Source organism: Saccharopolyspora karakumensis (genome assembly GCF_004349225.1).
GTDB lineage: Bacteria > Actinomycetota > Actinomycetes > Mycobacteriales > Pseudonocardiaceae > Saccharopolyspora > Saccharopolyspora endophytica.
Genome location: NZ_SMLA01000054.1, coordinates 17,205 through 37,317 on the forward strand (window position 1 = coordinate 17,205; position 20,113 = coordinate 37,317).

The following is a 20,113-nucleotide window of genomic DNA, read 5'->3' on the forward strand; positions in this document are numbered from 1 at the left end:
GTTGCCCCGGGAGTGACCTCGGTTACATCCCGAAGGGGTACAACGGGCCGAAAGGGCGAAGGATGAGCCGGGCGACGCGGCCTGATCGCGAGGAACTTCCCGACGACACCACCGATCCCGGCGAGATCGCCGCGACCCACGACGAGGAGAAACCGGCCCGCCGCCTCTCCCGCCGCCCGGAGCTGCTGGTCTACCTGGCGGCCCTGGCGGTCGCGCTGCTGGTGCTCCGGCAGGTGTTCTTCCCGCTGACCAAGGGCAACCAGTTCTACCTGGTCATCTTCCTCGGATGCACGCTGCCGCTGGTGTTCCTGTCCTACCGCCCCGGTGGCAGGCGCGGTTCCGGCGAACGCGACGACCCCGGCTGGTACGACTGGGTCCTGTCGGCGCTGGCGCTGCTGGTGGGCTTCTACCCGGTGTTGCCGTTCGGCTCGGGCGGTTTCGACGCGTTCCTCGACCGGCAGGGCAGCCTGTCCGGTCTGGACATCCTCGCGGGATCGCTGCTGCTGCTGTTGGTGCTGGAGGCGACCCGGCGCACCACCGGCTGGATCCTGCCGGTGATCTGCGTTGCCTTCGTCGGTTTCGCCTACTACGGCGGTTTCCTCCCGCAGCACTGGGGAATCGCGCACGCCGGGGTGGACTTCGGCCAGATCGTCAACGCGCTCTACAACGACGCCAGCGGGTTCTACGGCACTCCCCTCGACGTCGCCGCTTCTTACATCGTGCTGTTCACCCTCTACGGAGCGGTGCTGTCGGCCTCCGGCGCGGGGCAGTTCTTCGTGGACTTCTCCTTCGCGGCGTTCAAGCGCTCGCGCACCGCCCCCGGCCGCACCGCGGTGCTGTCGGGATTCCTGCTCGGCACCGTGTCCGGTTCGGGCACGGCGACGGCGGTGAGCCTGGGATCGATCACCTGGCCGATCCTGCGCCGCGCCGGGTACCCGAAGGAGAACGCCGGTGGCCTGCTCGCGGCCTCGGGCATCGGGGCGATCCTGTCGCCTCCCACGCTGGGCGCGGCGGCGTTCATCATCGCCGAGTACCTCCAGACCTCCTACCTGACGGTGCTGATCTGGGCGTGCGTGCCCACGTTGCTGTACTACCTGGGCATCGTGTTCTCGGTGGAGGCCGACGCGCGACGCTTCGGCGCCGAGGCGGTGGACACCGAGCACGGCAGCGCATGGCGGATCCTGCTGCGCGGCGGGTACCACTTCCTGTCGCTGGCGATCATCGTGGTGTTCCTGGCGATGAACATCCCGCCGTTCGCCGCCGTCGTCTACGCCACCGGTGTGGCGGCTCTGTTCGCCCTGGTCTCGAACCTGGTGCGCGCCACCGGCGGTCCCGGCCGGGCGGTGCTGGACTGGGCGCGGAGCATGGTCGACGCGCTGTCGCTCGGGGTGCGCGGGGCGCTGCCGGTGGTGGCGGTGTGCGCGGCCGCCGGGATCATCACCTCGACCATCACCAAGACCGGCCTCGGCCAGGAGCTCGCCGACGCGCTGGTGCAGGCGGCGCACGCGCTCTCGTCCGACCCGACGGTGATCCTGGTGCTCACGGTGGTGTTCTCGGCGCTGGCCGTCGGTGTGCTGGGCCTGGCGGTGCCGGTGACGGCGTCGTTCATCATCGCCTGGGTGGTCATCGGCCCGGCGCTCGGCGCGCTCGGGGTGGCCGACGCCGAGCGGGCGATGTTCATCTTCTACTACGCGGTGCTGTCCGAGGTCACGCCGCCGACGGCGCTGGCGGCGGTGGCCGCCGCGGCGATCACCGGCGGCCGCGTGATCAGCACGATGATGCAGGCCTGGAAGTACACGCTGCCTGCGTTCCTGGTGCCGATCGCGTTCGTGCTCACCGACAACGGCGCGGCGCTGCTGCTGCAGGCCGATGCGGTGACCGTGCTGTGGGTGCTGGCGGTGTCAGTCGTGGCGGTGGGCGCGTTGAGCGTGGTCACCGGCGGCTGGTTGTTCGGCCCGGTGCCCGCCTTGGTGCGCGTGCTGTTCGCGCCGGGCGCGCTGTGCCTGCTCTACCTCGAACCCCCGGTGATCGCCGTGGGGCTCGGCTTCTGCGTGCTGGGCCTGCTCGCCCAGCTGGTGTTGCGCCGCAAGGCGAAGTTCAAGGAGGAGCTCGATGCGGATTAAGGCATTGCTGGCGACCGCGGCCGCGGCGGCGCTGGTGCTCACCGGCTGCGGCGGCAAGCAGGTCCAGGAAGCGCCCACCGGGCAGGCGGCGTCCTGCGAGGCGGGTGACGGCCGGCTGACCATCGCCACCGGCAACACCGGCGGCGTGTACTACGTGCTCGGCGGTGGCCTGGCGCAGGTGATCAGCCAGCACACCAAGCTGCGCGCCACGGCCGCCGAAACCGGTGCCTCGGTGCAGAACATCCAGCAGCTGGTGGCCGGGGACTACGACATCGCCTTCACCCTGGCCGACACCGCCGCCGACGCGGTGGCGGGCACAGGCTCCTTCGACGGCCGGCAGCAGTCGATCCAGGCGCTGAGCAGGATCTACCCGAACTCCACGCACGTGGTGGTCAAGGCGGATTCGGGCATCAACAGCGTCGCGGACATGCGCGGCAAGCGGATCTCGACGGGGTCACCGAAGTCGGGCACCGAGGTGATCGCGAACCGGCTGCTGGAGTCCGCGGGCCTGAACCCGAACTCCGACGTCCAGGCGCAGCGGCTGGCGCTGGGCAAGTCGGTGGACGGGATGAAGTCGGGCACGATCGACGGGTTGTTCTGGTCGGGCGGGCTGCCGACGCCGGAGATCACCGATCTGACCACGACGCTGGGCGGTGCGGTGAAGTTCATCGACATCACGCCGCTGCTGCCGGAGCTGAACAAGATCAGCCCGGTCTACGAGCAGGGCACCATCCCGGCGGCGACCTACGGTCTCGCGGCGGACGTGCCCACGGTCGAGGTGCCGAACCTGCTGGTGGTGCGGGACGACTTCGCGGCCAACAACGCCTGCGCGGTGACCAGGCTGCTGTTCGACCGCAGGGCGGACCTGGAGGCGGTGCACCCCTCCGCCAAGCAGATCAACCGAGACCAGGCGACCAAGAGCGACCCGGTGCCGCTGCACCCGGGTGCGAAGCAGGCTCTGGGCGGCTGAGCGCAGCGGGTGGGGAAGCGCAGCTCGCTCCCCCACCCGCGCAACTCACTTGCAGGTCGCGAGCATCTCCGTCAGCGCCTTCTTCTCGGCGTCGGTGACGGACAGGCCGTAGCTCTTCTTGACCGTGATCCAGTCCGTGGCGTAGACGCACCACTGGCCCTGGGCGGTGGGCTTCCAGGTCGACGGGTCCTGGTCGCCCTTGCTGCGGTTGGAGCTGGAGTCCACCGCGACCAGCTGCGGCAGGCTCATGTCGTTGGCGAACTGCCGGCGCTTGGCGTCGTCCCACTTGTTCGCGCCGCTGCGCCAGGCGTTGGCCAGCGGAACCATGTGGTCGATGTCCACGCCCTTGGCCTGCGCGACCTTCTCCCCGGTGTAGAGGCTCGTCCACGAGCCCGAGGTGACCTCGCACGCCGAGTTGGCCTCGACGTTCTGGCCGTCCCGGGCCAGCACGGCTTCGCGGGTGTTGCAGTTCTTCCCGGCGTCCGGTTGCGGGATCCAGTGCTTGAACTTCTCCCGCGAGTAGCCGGTCATCGACCCGGCCGGTGCGACCGCGAGCTCCGCGAGCTGGTCGCTCGCGGGACCGGTCGCCGCGCTGACCTTCGAATCGAGCAGCCCGGACTCGAAGACGAGCCACATCGCGCCCAGCAGCACCGCCGCCACGACCGACATCCAGACAGGTTTCTTGCTAGCCGACACCCGACTCCCCCTTCTCGGCGAGGTGTTCGACCAATTCGATCACCCGGGGAGTCCGGCGATCACTCCACCACGTGGGCTATGTGTCCCAGCTAACGATCACCCGTGAGGCCCAGCGCGGGCTGCCGCGGCACGTAGCGCGGGGTGTACCGCAGCAGCAGGCCGGCGCCGAGGAAACCGACGATTCCCATTCCGACACCGGCGATCTCGACGCCGGCGAGCGCGGTGAGACCGGAGATGACCAGTGGTCCGACGGCCTGGCCGAAGTCGCCGGTGAAGCGCCAGGCGCCGAGGAAGGGGGCCGGTCCGGGGTGCGGGGCGAGGTCGGCGCCGAGGGTCATCAGGATGCCGCTGCTGGTGCCGTTGGCCAGGGCGAGCAGGACCGCCACCGCCGCGAAGGTGGGCACGTCGGTGACCGCGAACAGCAGCATGTGTCCGATGGCCAGGCCCGTCATCGACGGCACCGCCGCCCACAGCCGTCCCCAGCGGTCCATGATCTGCCCGGAGGAGTAGGACAGCGCGAAGTCGACACCGCCCGCGACGCCGATGATCAGGGCCGTGGTCGAGGGCGGGAGTTCGGCCGCGACGGCCACCAGCGGCAGCACCACGTTGCGGGAGGCGCGCAGTCCGCCGAGCAGCGCGGCGCAGGAACCCATCCGCAGCAGCACGCCGCGGTGGCGGGTCATGGTGGGCAGCAGGCCGTGGTGGGCTTCCCGCCTGCCGGGACCGTCGGCGCCGCTGAGGTTGCCGGTGAACAGCAGGAGCACGAGCGTGGCGACGGCGAAGCCGACGTGGATGAGGAACACCGACCGCTTCTCGGGGCTGATCACCAGCACCAGCGAGGAGACGAAGGGGCCGATGAAGTAGCCGGCGCGGAACAGCCCACCCAGCACGCTCAGCGCCCGGGCCCGGAAGCGCACCGGAACGCTGGTGGTGATGAACGCGTGCCTGGCCAGCGCGAACACCGCCGTGGACAGCCCGACGAGGAAGACACCGGCACCGAGCAGCCACGGGTTGGTGGAGAAGTAGCAGCCGAGCAGCCCGGCGATCGACAGCAGCGAGGCGAGGATCATCGCGGTGCGTTCGCCGAGCCGGTGCACGAGCGCGCCGCTGGGCAGGTCGCCGATGAGCTCGCCGACCATGATCATGGCCGCGATCAGGCCGAGCGCGCCGAGCCCGGCGCCCTGGTCGGCGGCCACCAGCGGGATCATCGGCAGGATCGCGCCCTCACCGGTGGCGAAGAGCAGGGTGGGTCCGAAGGCCGCGAGGGCAACGGTTCTCAGCTCGAAGGGCTGCTCTTTCTCGGTCACTCTCCGTTGACACCTCGCCGCGACATTGGCTCGACCACTCGCTCCGCGATCAGCCTCGCACGCCGGAGACCAGGCCCGGAACGACCGGAGCCGCCGAAATCCCTTCGCACAGCGTGAAGTTCATTACGCCGGGGTGGGCAAAACGCCCGATCCTCGCCTTGACCGCCTCCAGCCGCGCCCGCACGATGAGTTGGCCCATCCCCTCAACGGTGAGGTGACGATGTCCGCACAGCCCGGCCAGGGCATGACGCTCAGCGACCAGCTCGCGCGCCACGCCCGCAAGATCCCCGACGAGATCGCGCTGCGGCACGGCGAGGCCTCCCGCAGCTACGCCGAGTTCGACGAACGGGTCACGCGGCTGGCCAACGCCCTGCGCGACCGCGGGCTCGGCGCCGGCGACCGGTTCGCGGTCGCGACGCTCAACCACCTGGAGACCATCGAGGCCTTCGTGGCCGGTTCGCGGATCGGCGCGATCTGCGTGCCGGTCAACTTCCGGCTGGTGGCCGACGAGATCGCCTACGCCCTCACCGACAGCGGGGCGAGCGCGGTGATCACCGACTCGTTCCTCGCCGAGACCGTGGCCGAGGCCCGCCAGCAGGCTCCGGAGACGCGGTTCGCGCTGGTCATCGGCGACGGCGACGCGGGTTCGGAGTCGGCGGACTTCGAGCAGGCGCTGGCCGCGGCCTCGCCCGAGCACGACGAGCTCGACGTGGACCTGCACTCCCCCGCGTTCATCATGTACACCTCCGGCACGACCGGGCGCCCCAAGGGCGCGGTGCTGTCCCACCACAACCTGCTGATGCACACCTGCAGCCTGCTGATCCACAACGGTGTCTCCGAGGACGACAGGGTGTACCTGGTCGGGGTTCCGCTGTTCCACATCGCCGGGGTGTCGGGGCTGATGGGACCGCTGCTGCGCGGCGGCCGGATCGTGCTGTCGTCCTCCGGGCGGTTCGATCCCCGCGAGACGGTGGAGATGCTGGCGCGGGAGCGCATCTCGGGCTGCTTCTTCGTGCCCGCCCAGTGGCAGGCGATCTGCTCGCTGCCCGACATCGCCGAGCACGACCTCTCGGCGTTGCGGCGGATCAGCTGGGGCGCGGCACCGGCGTCGACGACGCTGCTGCGGCAGATCATGGTGACGTTCCCGCAGGCGGAGCTGAGCACCGTGTTCGGGCAGACCGAGTGCAGCCCGGTGACCACGGCGCTGCGGGCCGAGGACGCGTTGCGCAAGATCGGTTCGGTGGGAACACCGCTACTCAACGTCGAGGTGCGCATCGTTGACGACGAGATGAACGACGTCTCCCCCGGCGAGGTCGGCGAGATCGTCTACCGGGGCCCGACGGTGACGAGCGGCTACTGGAACAAGCCGGAGGAGACCGCGGAGGCCTTCCGCGGCGGCTGGTTCCACTCCGGTGACCTGGTGCGTCAGGACGACGACGGCTACATCTACGTGGTCGACCGCAAGAAGGACATGATCATCTCCGGTGGCGAGAACATCTACTGCGCCGAGGTCGAGGAAGCCCTCTCGGGGCACCCCAAGATCGGCGAGGTGGCGCTGATCGGTGTGCCGGACCCGCGGTGGGGCGAGGCCCCGCTGGCGGTGATCGCTCCGCGCGATCCCGCCGATCCGCCGACCGACGAGGACATCGAGAGCTGGTGCCGCGCCCGCCTGGCGGGTTACAAGCGGCCCAAGCAGATCCGCGTGGTCGAGCAGCTGCCGCGCAACCCCAGCGGCAAGGTCCTCAAGACCGCGCTGCGCAGCCGGTACCGCGAGCAGTCCACCCCGCAGGGAGGCGGCGCCCCGTGAGCGACAAGCCCAATCCGTTCGACCTGACCGGGCACGTGTCGCTGATCACCGGCGGCAACTCCGGGATCGGCCTGGCGATGGCCGACGCGCTGGCGGCGGCCGGCGCGTCGGTGTGCGTCTGGGGCACCAACGCCGAGCGCAACGAGGCGGCGGCGCGCGAGCTCGAAGGGCACGGCGGGAAGGTGCTCGCCGTGCGCTGCGACGTCGGCGACGAGGAGCAGGTCGAGCAGGCGGTGGCGCGGACGGTGGAGACCTTCGGGCGGCTGGACTCCTGCTTCGCCAACGCCGGGATCGGCGGCGTGGGAAGCCGTTTCGTCGACACCGAGCTCAGCGAGTTCCGGCGGGTCACGCGGGTGGACCTGGACGGGGCGTTCCTGACGCTGCGGGCGGCGGCGCGGCAGATGCTGGCGCAGGGCGAGGGCGGCAGCCTGGTGGGCACCTCCAGCCTGGCGGCCCGGCAGGGCCAGCCGCGCGGGCAGGCGTACGCGGCGAGCAAGGGCGCGCTGGTGTCGATGATCAAGTCGATCGCGGTCGAGCTGGCCCGCCACGGCATCCGCGCCAACGCGGTGCTGCCGGGCTGGGTGAGCACGCCGCTGGCCGATCCGATGCTCGACTCGGAGGCCTTCCACCGCAAGGTGCTGCCGAGGGTTCCGGCCGGCCGCTGGGGCGAGCCGGGCGACTTCGGTTCGCTGACGGTGTACCTGGCTAGTCCCGCCAGCGCGTACCACACGGCTGACGCGCTCACCGTCGACGGCGGCTACGTGAACTTCTAGCCCGGGCGGCTCCTCACCCCTCCGGCGAGCGATCTCCGGGTGTCCACCCGATCGCGCACCTATGCAACCCGTTGCATTGCAACTCGGTGCATAGTACCGTCGAGGTCGGGCGGAGTGGTTCTTGACTTCAGAAGGGCAGTGAGCATCGTGCTGCGGACCAGGTTCACCGAGGAGTTCGGCGTCGAGCACCCCATCGTGCAAGGCGGCATGCAATGGGTCGGTCGCGCCGAGCTGGTCGCGGCGGTCGCCAACGCCGGTGCTCTGGGCATGATCACCGCGCTGACCCAGCCCACGCCGGAAGACCTGGTCAAGGAGATCGCGCGCTGCCGCGACCTGACCGACAAGCCCTTCGGCGTCAACCTGACGATCCTGCCCGCGATCACGCCACCGCCCTACGCGGAGTACCGGCAGGCCATCATCGAATCCGGCGTCACGATCGTGGAGACCGCCGGGTCGAACCCAGCCGACCAGGTCGCGGCGTTCAAGCCGGCCGGGGTGAAGGTCCTGCACAAGTGCACGAGCGTGCGTCACGCGCTCAAGGCCCAGCAGCTGGGCGTGGACGGCGTGAGCATCGACGGCTTCGAGTGCGCCGGGCACCCGGGCGAGGACGACATCCCAGGTCTGGTGCTCATCCCCCGGGCCGCCGACGAGCTCACCATCCCGATCATCGCCTCCGGAGGCCTCGCCGACGCCCGCGGCCTGGTCGCGGCGCTGGCCCTCGGCGCGGACGGGGTGAACATGGGCACCCGCTTCATGTGCACCCAGGAGTCGCCGATCCACGACGACGTCAAGAAGCGGATCACCGAGGCGGGCGAGCGCGACACCGAGCTGATCTTCCGCCCGTTGCGCAACACCGCGCGGGTGGCGAGCAACTCGGTGAGCCGCGAGGTCGTCGCCAAGCTCGACGACGGAGGCGCCTTCGAGGACGTCCGCGAGCTGGTCGCCGGCGCCCGGGGCCGCCAGGTCTACGAGCAGGGTGACACCGAACTGGGCATCTGGAGCGTCGGTATGGTCCAGGGACTGATCAACGACGTTCCGACCGTCGGGGACCTGGTCGACCGCATCGTGACCGAGGCGGGCGAGCTCATCCACGACCGGCTCGGGAAGTTCGTCGCCGGCTGAGCGGGAGGCTGCCGTTGTCCCTGGAGTACGCGATCCTGGTGTCGCTGCGGGAGCGCGCGGGCTCGGGCTACGAGCTGGCGCGGCGGTTCGACAAGTCGATCGGGTACTTCTGGGCGGCGAGTCACCAGCAGATCTACCGCAGCCTCAAGCGCATGGTCGAGCTCGGCTGGGTCGATTGCGACGAGGTCGCCCAGCAGAAGCGACCGGACAAGAAGGTCTACCGGGTCAGCGATTCCGGCGCCGAGGAGCTCGCGCGCTGGATCGCCGAACCCGCCGCCACCCGCAACGATCTGACCGTCAAGCTGCGCGGCGCGTCGTTCGGCGACGTCGGGCAGGTGCGGGAGGAGATCGCGCGGCATCGCGACCAGCACGCCGCGCGGATCGCGATCTACCGCGAGATCGAGCGGCGCGACTTCCTCGACACCGCGAAGCTGTCCGGCCAGGCGTTGCACCAGCACCTGGTGCTCAGCGGCGGGATCCGCACCGAGCAGGCGCTGCTGGAGTGGTGCGAGGAGACGCTCCGAGCACTCGACGACGACCAGGATCGAGGAACATGAACGCCGCAGAACGTTTTCGCGCAGCCATCGAAGCGGGCGACTTCGACGCCGCGGTCGAGGAGTTCACCGACGACATCCGCTTCTTCAGCCCGGTGAAGTTCACCCCGTTCGAGGGCATCGACACCGTGCGCGCGCTCTTCCGGGTGCTGCAGCGGACTTTCGAGGACTTCCGCTACGTCGGCGACTTCACCGGGGAGGGGCGGACGCCCGACGGCGAGAGCACCCGGGCCCACGTCCTGCACTTCCGCACGGTCGTCGACGGCAAGCAGGTCGAGGGCATCGACCTCATCCACCTCGACGCGCACGACCGGATCACCACCTTCACGGTGATGATCCGGCCCCTGTCCTCACTCCAGGCCGTCAGCGAAGCCATCCACCGAGGCCTCGTCCAAGACGGAGTCCTCCCAGGCTGACCTGAGCACTCAAGTGGCGCGCGTCAGGCAAGCACCGAAGGTGCTTTCTCCGTGCCCCCATCTGCGCAACTCGCACCGCCGGGGGTTCTCAGACGTTCTCTGGGGAGGACAGCCGCAGCGCCGCGTATTCGACATACTCAAGTCGCGGATCCCGGAGCCAGAGGACGTCTGAGGTCCCCCCACCCGCACCGCCCAGCAAATCAGCCAGCGGACGACCCAAGAATCACCAGATCTCTTCGACCCATTCCGGGTGGTCTACGAACGGGTTCCTGTTGTGCTGGATGTCGGTGAAGATGACCTCGTTGCGGCGCTGCTCGAATGCGTCCGGCGGGTCCTGCTCGTTCCACTGCTTGAGGACCGAGAGCTTGCCGATGTTGGGGGCGCTGCCGTTGCCGACCTGGTCGTTGACCTCGAGGTCGGCGAAGCCGTCGGCGCCCTCGTAGCGCACGGACATGTAGAAGATCATCCGGGCGACGTCGCCCTTGACGGCGTCGCGGGGCTCCCACGAGTCGTCGTCGGTGAAGTTGCCGGGGGCTTCGGCGGACTCGGTGCCGCCCATGTCGAAGTCCTTGCTGCCGCGGTCGGAGTTGACCGTGACGTCGGTGGGCCGCAGGTGGTGGACGTCGGTGCCCGGGCCGGGCACGGTGTCGAAGTCGCCGTGGGACTTGGCCCAGACGTGCTCGCGGTTCCACTGGTCGGCGTCGCCGCCGTTGGTGTCCTTGGCCTGGGAGCGGCCGGTGTAGAGCAGGACGACGTTGCCGGTGTCGTTGGGGTCCTCGTCGGTGACCTTGAGGGCGTCCCACACGTCGTCGTAGTTCAGGGTGGTCACGCCGTTGCTGATGATGCCGTGCAGCGCGGCTTCCAGCTCGGGACCGGTCTTGCCGATGGCGTCCTGGTAGTAGTCCTCAGCGGTGGGCTGGGCGGGCGAGGCCACCGCGACAGCGGCGGTCGGCACGGCCACCAGGACCGCTCCGCACAGCAGCGATAAGGGCTTCCAGCGGGTGATCTTCATGATTCCCTCTCCCCGTGGTCGAGTCGGGGGAAGCGTGACACAGAAAGGATCACCATTGGGTGACACAAATCTGGTGACGAGATGGCGTGAAATGGACGCTTCAGTGCCCGAAATCCGCGGCGAGCTGCGATAAGTCAGTCGGAGGCACGGGGCGTCCGAGGCCACCAAATGGAAACAACGGGAATCATCAGTGCGAGCAGCAGGCCCGCGAGCCCGAAACCGAGCGCGGCGTCGCGGTAGTACAGGCCGGTGAACACCGCGGGTGCGGCCGACATCCCGAGGAAGCGCCAGGCGGTGACCACCGAGATGGCCCCGCCACCGCCGCTGCCGCCGAGCACGGTGGAGTGCACGGCGACCAGGATCAGCTGTCCGCACGCCCCGGCGGCGGCCCAGGCCAGCACGACCACGGGCAGCGAGTCGACCAACCCGATCGTGGCGATGGCGAGGGCTGCGGACAGGACGCCGGTGATCAGCATGGCTCGCACGCCGAAGCGGTCGACGGCGCTGCCGGTCAGGCGGGCGCCGAGCACGCCGGCGATGCCGTAGGCGGTCAGCGCCAGGCCGCGCGCACCGGGACTCAGGGCGAAGGCGTCGTCGAGTCGGAAGGAGACCAGGAACGGCAGTCCGGCCGACGACATCCAGGCGACGCCGGCGATGCCGCCGCTGAGCAGCACCACCGGGGTCCAGGCGTCGCGCAGCGCGGTGGGTGCGCGGGTGGCCGCGGGTTCCGTGTCGGGTGGTAGCGGGCTGACGGCGAGCAGCGCGGCCACGGCGGCGACGCCGACGAAGGCGAGCTGCCAGGCGCTCTCCGCGGCGAGCCCGCCGACCAGCGGCGCGGTGGTCTGGCCGATGGCCTGCATCGCGCCGTAGGTGCCCATCGCCCGGCCGAGCCGTTCCCGGGGTGTTCCGGCGGCGATCTTGGAGAGCAGCAGCGGTGTGGTGAAGGCGTTGGCCACGCCCTGCAGCGCGCGGGTGAGCTGGAACAGCCAGAACCACGGCGCGATGGCTCCGAGCACCGCGACCACGGCGTACCCGATGTAGGCGACGCGGATGGTGCGGCTGCTCCCCCATCGTTCGCCGAGGCTGCCGGACACGAGCATGACCAGGGCGAACGGCAGCAGGTAGGTGGTGGTGGTCGTCGCGGCGAGGCTCGGTGTCACGGCGTAGTCGGCGCTGAGCTCCGGCAGCATCGCGGCGACGATGCCGCCGCCGAAGGGTCCGAGGAGCCCTCCGATGTACAGCGCGACCCGGGAGTTCACCGCGCCACCTCCACACCGCGAATACCGTTAGCCGCGCGAACGGTAACACCGGGAACGCGACCGCGAGGTCCACTGTGGCCGAGATCCCGGCAACGGGCGGTTCTGGTCCCACCTGATCGGGCTGAACGGACGTCGATCACGGGCGGTTCGGACCGAACCCGGCGGCGTCGTGAGGCCCGGGGGGTCAGACGGTGATGATGGTGACTCCGGTGAGGCAGCGGAAGGGAGCCAGGTCGGTCTCGTCCGCGTTGGTGTCGGTGACCAGCGTCCACGTCGCCGGCAGGGGCGCCCAGGCGTTGAAGGGCTTGGCGCCGAGCTTGCTGCTGTCGGCGAGGATGAAGACCTCGCGGGACTGGGCGATCATCTGCTCCTTGAGGCGGGTCTGCAGCAGACTCGCCTCGCAAATGCCGTGACGGGAGTCGAGGCCGTCGGCGCCCAGGAACGCCTTGTCCGCGGTCACCCTCGACAGCGTCAGCTCCGCCAGCGGACCGACGAAGCCCTGGCTGATGTGCCGCAGCTCGCCGGCGAGCGACACCACCTGCACCGGGTCGGCGTCGACCAGCTCGGTCAACGCCATGACGCTGTTGGTGATCACCGTCAGACCGGAGCGGTCGCGCAGCCGGTGCGCCAGCTTCCCGGTCGTGGTCCCGGCGTCGAGGATCAGCGTGTCGCCGATCGAGACCTGCTCGGCCGCCCACGCGGCGATGCGGTCCTTCTCGGCCGAGGCCAGCGCCGTGCGCTGCCCCAGCGAGGGTTCCGCGCTGGAGGCCGGCATCGCACCGCCGTAGGTGCGGGCGAGCTTGCCCTGGTCGGTCAGCAGTTGCAGGTCGCGCCGGATCGTCGAAGGCGTGACCGCCAGCGACGCGGCCAGCTCCTCGACCTGGACCGCGCCCTGCTCGGTCACCAGCCGCTCTATCAACGCCCGGCGCTGCCCTGCCGAGAGGCGTCCTTCGACTTCCGCGCTCACGCCGCGATCCTCCCAGAAGCGGATCATGGTCTTCCGGCCAGTGCCGCCGCTTGGCGCAGCGCCTCCACCATGCTTCCCGCTTCGGCCGTGCCGGTGCCCGCGATGTCGAAGGCCGTCCCGTGATCCACCGAGGTCCGGATGACCGGCAGTCCCACGGTGATGTTCACCCCTGCTTCCAGGCCGAGGATCTTCACCGGCCCGTGCCCCTGGTCGTGGTACATCGCCACGACCAGGTCGAAATCACCTCGTCCGGCGCGGAAGAACACCGTGTCGGCCGGCAGCGGGCCCTGCGCGTCGATGCCGTCGGCGCGGCAGGCGGCGAGCGCCGGCTCGATCTTGGCTTCCTCCTCGCCGTGCCCGAACAGGCCGTTCTCCCCCGCGTGCGGGTTGATGCCGCACACCGCGATGCGGGGCGCGGCCACACCGGAGTCGACCAGGGTGCGGTGCCCGCGCCGCACGGTGCGCTCGACCAGTCCGGGCTCGATCCGCTCGATGGCGTCGATGAGCCCGATGTGCGTGGTCACGTGGATGACCCGCACCGTCCCGGTGGACAGCATCATCGACACCTCCGGCACACCGCACAGCTCGGCGAGCAGTTCGGTGTGGCCGGGGTAGCGGTGCCCGGCGGAATGCAGCGCGGCCTTGTTCAGCGGCGCGGTGCAGATCGCCTGCACCTGCCCCGCCATCGCAAGTTCAGCGGCCTCGGCGACGTAGCGGTAGGCGCCTTCACCGGCCACCGCGGAGAGCTCCCCGAAGGGCAGGTCCGCCGGGATGCCCCCGAGGTCGAGCACCTCGACGGTGTTCGGATCCTCGGTGGCCTCGGCCGGTCCGGAGACCGGTTTGACGCGCACGTCGATCCCGCAGATCTCGGCGGCCCTGGTCAACCGGGCGGCGTCGCCGATCACCACCGGGCGGGCCAGGCCCTGCAGCTCGGGTTCGGCGAGCGCGCGCACGATCACCTCGGGTCCGACTCCGGCGGCGTCGCCCATGGTCACGGCGATGGCAGGCAAGGTCACGCGACGGCCCTTCCGCAACGCACCGCGGACACCGCGCGGTGCAGGGTGTCCGGCGCGCCGAACGCGCCGGCCTTGGTGATGACGTAGCCGGGTTCCTTCTCGATGGTGCGGCCCAGCACCACACCGGGTTCCAGTTCGTTGAGCAGCCGCAACCCGCTGACCCCGCGTCTGCCGAGGACGGCGCGGGCGGTCTCACCGCCGGTGAGCACCAGCAGCCCGGCCCGTTCGGTCGCCGGTGCGCACACCTCCGCGAGCGCGGCGGTGAGCTCTCGCGCCAGGCCCGCTTCCACCGGTCCTTCCACGGTGACCAGCACGTCGCCCGTGCACAGCGCGTCGTGGAGCTGTTCGCCGATGCGCGCGAGCGCGGCGGGCTCGGCGTCGACGAGGGCGCGCGCCGACAGCCGCCGGGTGTGGCCGAAGCGTTCGGCGAGGTAGTCGGCCTGCTGGCGGGAGACGCGGTGGGCGCTGCCGACCACGGCCAGCACGGGTCCGTCGACCGGGGGTGGCGGTTCGATGTCGTATCCGGGGCGCAGCAGTTCGGCCAGCGCGTCGGCCAGACCTGCGGCTCCCACCCAGTGCGGCGGGGCGGGAGCGGCGGAGCCCGCGGTGGCCACGGCGCGCAGGTCGCTCTCCGACACCGCGTCGCAGATGACCACTTCGGCTTCGGTGAGCAGTTGCGCGACCCGTTCGCGCAGCTGCGCGGGCTTGCCGCGCACCGAGGCCAGTGCGACGTGGCGGACTTTCAGCCCGTCGAGGGCGGAAGCGATGTCCACCGGCGCGTCGTCGGGTTCGGCGTTCCAGGAATCGGTGTGGTGCAGCGGGATTCCGTTGATGTGCACGACTCCGCCGAGCACGGTGCGACCGGTGGCCGGCGAGGCCGGGCACAGCAGCACCCCCGCTCCGGCGGCGTGCTCGACGATCGCACCGACTTCGGCGGCCACGTTGCCGCGAAGGGTGGAATCGATCTTCTTGAAAACGACGCGGCCTTGCGCGTGCCCGTCCAGTGCCTCGTGCACGCGCTTGGCGGCGAGATCGGGTTCGATGTGCCTGCTGTCGGTGTCGGCCACGAACACCTCGGCGTCACCGGTGTCGTCCAACGCCAGCAGAGTGCGCATTTCGCGCAGCGCGAAGGGGACTCCGGAATCACCGGCACCGCTGAGGTCATCGGCCACGACCAGGACTCGCGATCCCATGATCACCTGCTCTTCTGCTCGCCGAAAAACCCAACGAGCACCCCCCGTCGGGCTTGGTCTAACCATAGAGATCGCTGCGCGAATCACGCAATAGTCCTATCCAGCGAGTGCACAGTGCGCAACGTTGTGCGCGATGTGTCGGACGGCGGGCCGCTATTCGGCTTCGGTGACCATTCCCGCTGGTAGGTGTTCCGAGAGCAGGTCCAGGAGCAGGTCGGCGTCGACCGGTTTGGTCAGGTATTCCGTCGCGCCCGCCGAGATGCTCTGCTCGCGGTCGCCCTTCATCGCCTTGGCGGTCACGGCGATGATGGTCAGATCCCGGTAGCGGGGCATCTCGCGGATCATGCGGATGGCCTCGTTGCCGTCCAGCTGCGGCATCATCACGTCCATCAGCACGATGACGATGTCGTTGTGCCTGCGCAGTTCCCGGAGCGCGCCCAGCGCGTTGTCGGCGTGCACGACCAGCAGCCCGTGCTGTTCCAGCAGCACCCGCATGGCGTGCACGCTGCGCTCGTCGTCGTCGACGACCAGGACCTTCTCCGAGTTGAACTGCAACGCACCGCGCTGTCCGGGTTCGGCGGCGCGGTGCACGTGCGGCTGCGTCTCGCGGTTGATCAGCTCGCTGGAGCGCAGCGGCGGGTCGATGCCTTCGGCGGAGACGTCCAGGCTGCTCTCGGCCTCGCTCGGAACCCGCGGGTGCGGGGGTGTTTCGACCGCAGGCGTCTCAACCTCGGGTGCCTCCGCCGCGGGTGCCTCGACCGCAGGCGTCTCAACGTCCGGCGTCTCGACGGCAGGTGCTTCCTCGGAAGGTGCTTCCTCGGCAGCTGCGTCATCGTCCGCGGGCTCCACAATCTGAGGTGGTTTGTCGACGGCGGGTTCGCTCGGCAGGAAGAGGCTGAAGGTGCTGCCCTGGCCGGGTTCGCTGCGGACCTGCAGCTCACCGCCGAGCAGCGTGGTCAGCTCCCGACTGATCGACAGCCCCAGTCCCGTGCCCCCGTACTTGCGCACCGTGGTGCCGTCGACCTGCTGGAACGCTTCGAAGATCAGCGACAGCTTGTCGGCGGGGATGCCGATCCCGCTGTCGCGCACCGAGAACACGATGCGCTGCCGGGCCCGGCGCAGCGCCCCGCTGTTGACCTCGGTGGGCTGGGCCGGGCGGATCCGCAGTTCGACGCTGCCGCGGTCGGTGAACTTCACCGCGTTGGCCAGCAGGTTGCGCACGATCTGCTCCAGCCGGCTGCGGTCGGTGTGCACGCTCGACGGCAGCGCGGGCGCGACGACGACCCGGAACTCCAGGCCCTTCTCGGCGGCCACCGGCCGGTACATCGACTCGAGGCTGCGCGCCAGCTCGCCCAGGGCGACGTCCTCGGGCAGCAGGTTCATCTGGCCGGCTTCCACCTTGGACAGGTCGAGCACGTCGTTGATCAGCTGCAGCAGGTCCGATCCGGCCTGGTGCACGGTCTTGGCCAGGTCCACCTGCTGCGGGGTGAGGTTGCCGTCCATGTTGTCGGCGAGCAGCTTGGCCAGGATCAGCACGCTGTTGAGCGGTGTCCGCAGCTCGTGGGACATGTTGGCCAGGAACTCCGACTTGTAGGCCGAGGCCTGCGAGAGCTGGCGGGCGCGCTCTTCGAGCTCCTGGCGGGCCTGCTCGATCTCGATGTTCTTGAGCTCGATGTCCTTGTTCCGGCTGGCCAGCAGCGCGGCCTTGTCCTCCAGCTCGGTGTTGGAGCGCTGCAGCTCGTCCTGCTGGTTCTGCAGCTCCTCGGAACGGGCCTGCAACTCGCTGGCCAGGTGCTGGGATTCGCCCAGCAGCGCTTCGGTGCGCGTGTTGACCACGATGGTGTTGACCTCGACGCCGATGGACTCCTTGAGCCGGTCCAGCAGGTCCAGGTGCACCGAGCTGAACCGGTGGATCCCGGCGAGCTCGATGACGCCGAGCACCGCTCCCTCGAACAGCACCGGCACGATGGCCACGTTGGTCGGCGCGGATTCGCCCAGCCCCGAGGTGATCTGGATGTGGTCCGGCGGGGCGTCCTCGACCAGGATCGACCTTCGGTCCACGGCCGCCTGCCCCACCAGGGACTCCCCGAAGTCGAACCGCAGCGGCGGGCCCTGGCGCGGCGGCGGGCTGCCGTAGCCCGCGGTGTGCTCCAGGTAGCGGTGGCCGTCCTCGTCGGTGCGGGTCAGGAAGAACGCGCCGTGGTGGGCCGACACCAGCGGCGCGAGCTCGGACATGATCAGCTGCGCGAGCGCGTCGAGGTCGTGCTGGCCCTGCATCAGCGCGGAGATCCGGGCCAGGTTCGTCTTGAGCCAGTCCTGCTCCTGGTTGGCGCGGGTCGTCTCCTTGAGGTTGCTGATCATCGCGTTGATGTTGTCCTTGAGCTCCGCGACCTCACCGGAGGCGTCGACGGTGATCTGCCTGGTCAGATCCCCTTCGGTGACCGCGGTGGCGACCTGGGCGATGGCGCGGACCTGGGTGGTCAGGTTTCCGGCGAGCCGGTTGACGCTCTCGGTCAGCCGCCGCCAGGTGCCCGAGACGTCGGCGACCTCCGCCTGGCCGCCGAGCTTGCCCTCCGTACCGACCTCGCGCGCCACCCGCGTGACCTCGGCGGCGAACGCCGAGAGCTGATCGACCATCGTGTTGATCGTCGTCTTGAGCTCCAGGATCTCGCCTCGCGCGTTGACGTCGATCTTCTTGGACAGGTCGCCGCGCGCCACGGCCGTGGTCACCTGGGCGATGCCGCGCACCTGGTTGGTCAGGTTGTCGGCCATGATGTTGACGTTGTCGGTGAGGTCCTTCCAGATCCCCGCCACGCCGTACACCCGGGCCTGGCCGCCGAGCTTGCCCTCCGTACCGACCTCGCGCGCCACCCGCGTGACCTCGGCGGCGAACGCCGAGAGCTGATCGACCATCGTGTTGATCGTGTTCTTCAGCTGCAGGATCTCGCCCTGCGCGTCGACGTCGATCTTCTGCGTCAGGTCGCCGGCCGCCACCGCCGTGGCGACGTTGGCGATGTCGCGGACCTGGCTGGTGAGGTTGTCGGCCATGAAGTTCACCGAGTCCGCCGCCAGCGCCCACCCGCCCTGGACGTCGCCGTCGAGCGCGACCGGGGCGACCGGCAGCTGGCCGCGCGCCACCGACTCCCCCACCCGCTGCAGCTCACCGGCCAGCCGCTGGTTGCGCTCGGCCACCTCGTTGTAGATCGCGGCGGCTTCCGCCGCAGCACCGTCACCGGTGACCACCAAGCGGCGCCGGAAGTTGCCGTCGCGCAGCTCCCGCAGGGCGGGCAGCAACCGGTCCAGCACCTGTTCGGCGTCATCGCGGTCCGGCGGTTGTGACATCGACGCCCTCCTCCCGCCGTCGGCGCCTCAGTGCTTGTTGCGGGAATCGCGGTCCAGCCGCAGTTCGGTGGCCAGCACCGCGGCCTCGCTGCGGTGCCGCATCGACAGCTTGGCCAGCATCTGCGAGACGTAGTTCTTGATGGTCTTCTCGGCCAGCACCATCCGCTCGGCGATCTCGCGGTTGGTCATGCCCTCGCCGATGAGCTCCAAGACCTGCCGCTCGCGGGCGGTGAGCTCCCGCAGCGGATCGGCCCTCTCCTGCTCCTTGCGCAGCCAGTTGAGCATGGCCTCGGTCCGCTGCGGGCTCAGCAGCGACTTGCCCGCACCGACCGTGCGCAGCGCGCTGACCAGCTCCTGGCTGACCACACCCTTGAGCACGAAACCGCTGGCACCGGCCATGATCGCGTCCATCAGGGCCTCGTGATCGTCGAACGAGGTCAGGATCAGGCAACGCAGTTCCGGCAGCTGGGAGCGCAGCTCGCGGCACAGCTCGACGCCGTTGCCGTCGGGCAGGCGCACGTCGAGCACCGCCACCTGGGGGTTGCTCTTCGGCACCCAGGCCAGCGCCTCGGCCACGCTGCCCGCCTCTCCCACCAATTCTAGGTCTTGCTCGGCATCCACCAGCGCGGCGATGCCGCGCCTGATCACGTCGTGGTCATCGACCACGAACACCCTTGTGGTCATCTCACTTCCCGGCGCAGATGGTCTCCACGAAGTGCGCGAGCTGGTCATCGCCGATGTGCTGGGCGAGGTCGGCCTGACTGATCATGCCGACCAACCGGTGGTCGGAGATCACCGGTACCCGGCGGATCTTGTGCTCTTCCATCACGGTCAGCACCTGGTCGACGTCCGAACGCGCATCGATCCAGTGTGGCGCTCCCTGCGCCAACTCGCCCGCTTTGACGTGAGAGGGGTCGCGGCCCTCCGCGCAGCAGCGGAGCACGATGTCGCGGTCGGTGATGATGCCGTGCAGCCGGTCGTCCTGCCCGCAGATCGGCAGTGAACCGACGTCGAGATCGCGCATCATCTGCGCAGCTTTGAAGAGGGTCTCGTTCTCCCCGATGCATTCCGCACCGGGATGCATGATGTCGCGTGCCGTGGTCATGATGCGGCCTCCTCTTCGTTGTGGGGATGTTCCCGCACTACCCGAGGCCCCGGAGACCGAAACCCGCGTGATCGGATGCCGAATCCGCAGAACCGGCGCCGGGGCGACGCCGGGCGCTCCGGGCTCAGTACTCGTGCATCAGGCGGTCGAACGCGGAGTTGGCGGCGGCCCACTCCAGCGTGAGCACCTCCGCCGGAACCTCCGCACGCGGCTCGGCGTCCACGGTGACGACGAACCCGCGGTCGGCGCGCCGCCGACGCAGCTGGACCAGCCGCCCACCGGCCGACCTACCGATGCGCTCGCCCTGGTCGTTGGACTCGATCTGCCCTGGTTGCAGGGTTGCTGTGGTGAATTCCGCCATGCCCCCATTGCACCCCACCCGGTCAAGCCCGGCACGCGCAAACGCCCACCCGATCAAGGACCGGGTGGGCGTCGTGCGCGGCGAGTGCCG

18 protein-coding genes and 1 pseudogene are annotated in these 20,113 nt (G+C 69.9%); 7 read left to right on the forward strand and 12 right to left on the reverse strand.

The window, feature by feature from the left end; genetic code table 11:
* The first annotated feature begins 62 nt into the window (after positions 1-62).
* Positions 63-2,123 (forward strand): TRAP transporter permease, encoded by a 2,061-nt coding sequence (locus tag E1202_RS25570; protein ID WP_132685683.1) that lies wholly within the window; start codon positions 63-65, stop codon positions 2,121-2,123.
* On the forward strand, positions 2,113-3,093 hold the full coding sequence (locus tag E1202_RS25575; protein ID WP_132685684.1) for a TAXI family TRAP transporter solute-binding subunit: 981 nt from the start codon (positions 2,113-2,115) through the stop codon (positions 3,091-3,093). The genes E1202_RS25570 and E1202_RS25575 overlap by 11 nt, the downstream gene beginning before the upstream one ends.
* A gap of 45 nt (positions 3,094-3,138) precedes the next feature.
* On the opposite strand, the gene E1202_RS25580 is transcribed toward E1202_RS25575, so the two are convergent.
* The 3 genes from E1202_RS25580 to E1202_RS31575 form a co-directional block, all read right to left on the reverse strand.
* Entirely contained in the window at positions 3,139-3,762 is a 624-nt protein-coding gene (locus tag E1202_RS25580; RefSeq protein ID WP_132685685.1) for an HNH endonuclease family protein, read from the reverse strand.
* A 116-nt stretch (positions 3,763-3,878) separates the two neighbouring features.
* The gene (locus E1202_RS25585; RefSeq protein ID WP_132685686.1) at positions 3,879-5,096 is read right to left on the reverse strand and encodes an MFS transporter; all 1,218 of its coding nucleotides are present in this window, start codon (positions 5,094-5,096) and stop codon (positions 3,879-3,881) included.
* A 49-nt stretch (positions 5,097-5,145) separates the two neighbouring features.
* Complete coding sequence (locus tag E1202_RS31575) at positions 5,146-5,295, reverse strand: hypothetical protein (protein ID WP_165943988.1); 150 nt, start codon at positions 5,293-5,295, stop codon at positions 5,146-5,148.
* Positions 5,296-5,316: 21 nt separating this feature from the next.
* Here E1202_RS31575 and E1202_RS25590 point away from each other — a divergent pair, with 21 nt between their 5' ends.
* From E1202_RS25590 to E1202_RS25610, 5 genes are all read left to right on the forward strand, one after another.
* Complete coding sequence (locus E1202_RS25590; RefSeq protein WP_235879006.1) at positions 5,317-6,903, forward strand: long-chain-fatty-acid--CoA ligase; 1,587 nt, start codon at positions 5,317-5,319, stop codon at positions 6,901-6,903.
* Positions 6,900-7,676: an SDR family NAD(P)-dependent oxidoreductase gene (locus E1202_RS25595; protein WP_132685687.1), complete on the forward strand. Its 777-nt coding sequence runs from the start codon at positions 6,900-6,902 to the stop codon at positions 7,674-7,676. The genes E1202_RS25590 and E1202_RS25595 overlap by 4 nt, the downstream gene beginning before the upstream one ends.
* A gap of 147 nt (positions 7,677-7,823) precedes the next feature.
* Complete coding sequence (locus E1202_RS25600; RefSeq protein ID WP_207918914.1) at positions 7,824-8,798, forward strand: NAD(P)H-dependent flavin oxidoreductase; 975 nt, start codon at positions 7,824-7,826, stop codon at positions 8,796-8,798.
* A 14-nt stretch (positions 8,799-8,812) separates the two neighbouring features.
* The gene (locus E1202_RS25605) at positions 8,813-9,355 is read left to right on the forward strand and encodes a PadR family transcriptional regulator (protein ID WP_132685688.1); all 543 of its coding nucleotides are present in this window, start codon (positions 8,813-8,815) and stop codon (positions 9,353-9,355) included.
* Positions 9,352-9,768: a nuclear transport factor 2 family protein gene (locus E1202_RS25610; protein WP_132685689.1), complete on the forward strand. Its 417-nt coding sequence runs from the start codon at positions 9,352-9,354 to the stop codon at positions 9,766-9,768. The genes E1202_RS25605 and E1202_RS25610 overlap by 4 nt, the downstream gene beginning before the upstream one ends.
* Positions 9,769-9,991: 223 nt before the next feature.
* Here E1202_RS25610 and E1202_RS25615 read toward each other — a convergent pair whose 3' ends face one another.
* The 9 genes and pseudogenes from E1202_RS25615 to E1202_RS25655 all read right to left on the reverse strand — a co-directional run bounded on the left by E1202_RS25615 (position 9,992) and on the right by E1202_RS25655 (position 20,023).
* Positions 9,992-10,780: an endonuclease I family protein gene (locus E1202_RS25615; RefSeq protein ID WP_132685690.1), complete on the reverse strand. Its 789-nt coding sequence runs from the start codon at positions 10,778-10,780 to the stop codon at positions 9,992-9,994.
* A 134-nt stretch (positions 10,781-10,914) separates the two neighbouring features.
* On the reverse strand, positions 10,915-12,039 hold the full coding sequence (locus E1202_RS25620) for an MFS transporter (protein ID WP_132685691.1): 1,125 nt from the start codon (positions 12,037-12,039) through the stop codon (positions 10,915-10,917).
* A 184-nt stretch (positions 12,040-12,223) separates the two neighbouring features.
* Complete coding sequence (locus tag E1202_RS25625) at positions 12,224-13,006, reverse strand: DeoR/GlpR family DNA-binding transcription regulator (protein ID WP_235879007.1); 783 nt, start codon at positions 13,004-13,006, stop codon at positions 12,224-12,226.
* Positions 13,007-13,029: 23 nt separating this feature from the next.
* On the reverse strand, positions 13,030-14,022 hold the full coding sequence (gene pdxA, locus E1202_RS25630; protein WP_235879008.1) for a 4-hydroxythreonine-4-phosphate dehydrogenase PdxA: 993 nt from the start codon (positions 14,020-14,022) through the stop codon (positions 13,030-13,032).
* Positions 14,019-15,215, reverse strand: coding sequence for a four-carbon acid sugar kinase family protein (locus E1202_RS25635; RefSeq protein ID WP_165943989.1), 1,197 nt, complete (start codon positions 15,213-15,215; stop codon positions 14,019-14,021). Before E1202_RS25635 ends, pdxA begins: the two co-directional genes overlap by 4 nt.
* Positions 15,216-15,368: 153 nt before the next feature.
* A pseudogene (locus E1202_RS25640) lies at positions 15,369-18,479 on the reverse strand (HAMP domain-containing protein); the annotation flags it as partial.
* Positions 18,480-18,584: 105 nt separating this feature from the next.
* A complete protein-coding gene (locus E1202_RS25645) occupies positions 18,585-19,241 on the reverse strand; it encodes a response regulator (RefSeq protein WP_132685695.1) in 657 nt (218 codons plus the stop codon).
* Position 19,242: 1 nt separating this feature from the next.
* Positions 19,243-19,662 (reverse strand): CBS domain-containing protein, encoded by a 420-nt coding sequence (locus E1202_RS25650; RefSeq protein ID WP_132685696.1) that lies wholly within the window; start codon positions 19,660-19,662, stop codon positions 19,243-19,245.
* Between the two features lie 124 nt (positions 19,663-19,786).
* The gene (locus E1202_RS25655) at positions 19,787-20,023 is read right to left on the reverse strand and encodes a hypothetical protein (protein ID WP_235879009.1); all 237 of its coding nucleotides are present in this window, start codon (positions 20,021-20,023) and stop codon (positions 19,787-19,789) included.
* Positions 20,024-20,113 lie beyond the last annotated feature (90 nt).

Coding starts and splice junctions, on each gene's coding strand:
- E1202_RS25570 (WP_132685683.1), top strand. CDS start 63: ATGAGCCGGGCGACGCGGCCTGATCGCGAGGAACTTCCCGACGACACC.
- E1202_RS25575 (WP_132685684.1), top strand. CDS start 2,113: ATGCGGATTAAGGCATTGCTGGCGACCGCGGCCGCGGCGGCGCTGGTG.
- E1202_RS25580 (WP_132685685.1), bottom strand. CDS start 3,762: ATGTCGGTCGTGGCGGCGGTGCTGCTGGGCGCGATGTGGCTCGTCTTC.
- E1202_RS31575 (WP_165943988.1), bottom strand. CDS start 5,295: ATGGGCCAACTCATCGTGCGGGCGCGGCTGGAGGCGGTCAAGGCGAGG.
- E1202_RS25590 (WP_235879006.1), top strand. CDS start 5,317: ATGTCCGCACAGCCCGGCCAGGGCATGACGCTCAGCGACCAGCTCGCG.
- E1202_RS25610 (WP_132685689.1), top strand. CDS start 9,352: ATGAACGCCGCAGAACGTTTTCGCGCAGCCATCGAAGCGGGCGACTTC.
- E1202_RS25615 (WP_132685690.1), bottom strand. CDS start 10,780: ATGAAGATCACCCGCTGGAAGCCCTTATCGCTGCTGTGCGGAGCGGTC.
- E1202_RS25635 (WP_165943989.1), bottom strand. CDS start 15,215: ATGGGATCGCGAGTCCTGGTCGTGGCCGATGACCTCAGCGGTGCCGGT.
- E1202_RS25645 (WP_132685695.1), bottom strand. CDS start 19,241: ATGACCACAAGGGTGTTCGTGGTCGATGACCACGACGTGATCAGGCGC.
- E1202_RS25650 (WP_132685696.1), bottom strand. CDS start 19,662: ATGACCACGGCACGCGACATCATGCATCCCGGTGCGGAATGCATCGGG.
- E1202_RS25655 (WP_235879009.1), bottom strand. CDS start 20,023: ATGGCGGAATTCACCACAGCAACCCTGCAACCAGGGCAGATCGAGTCC.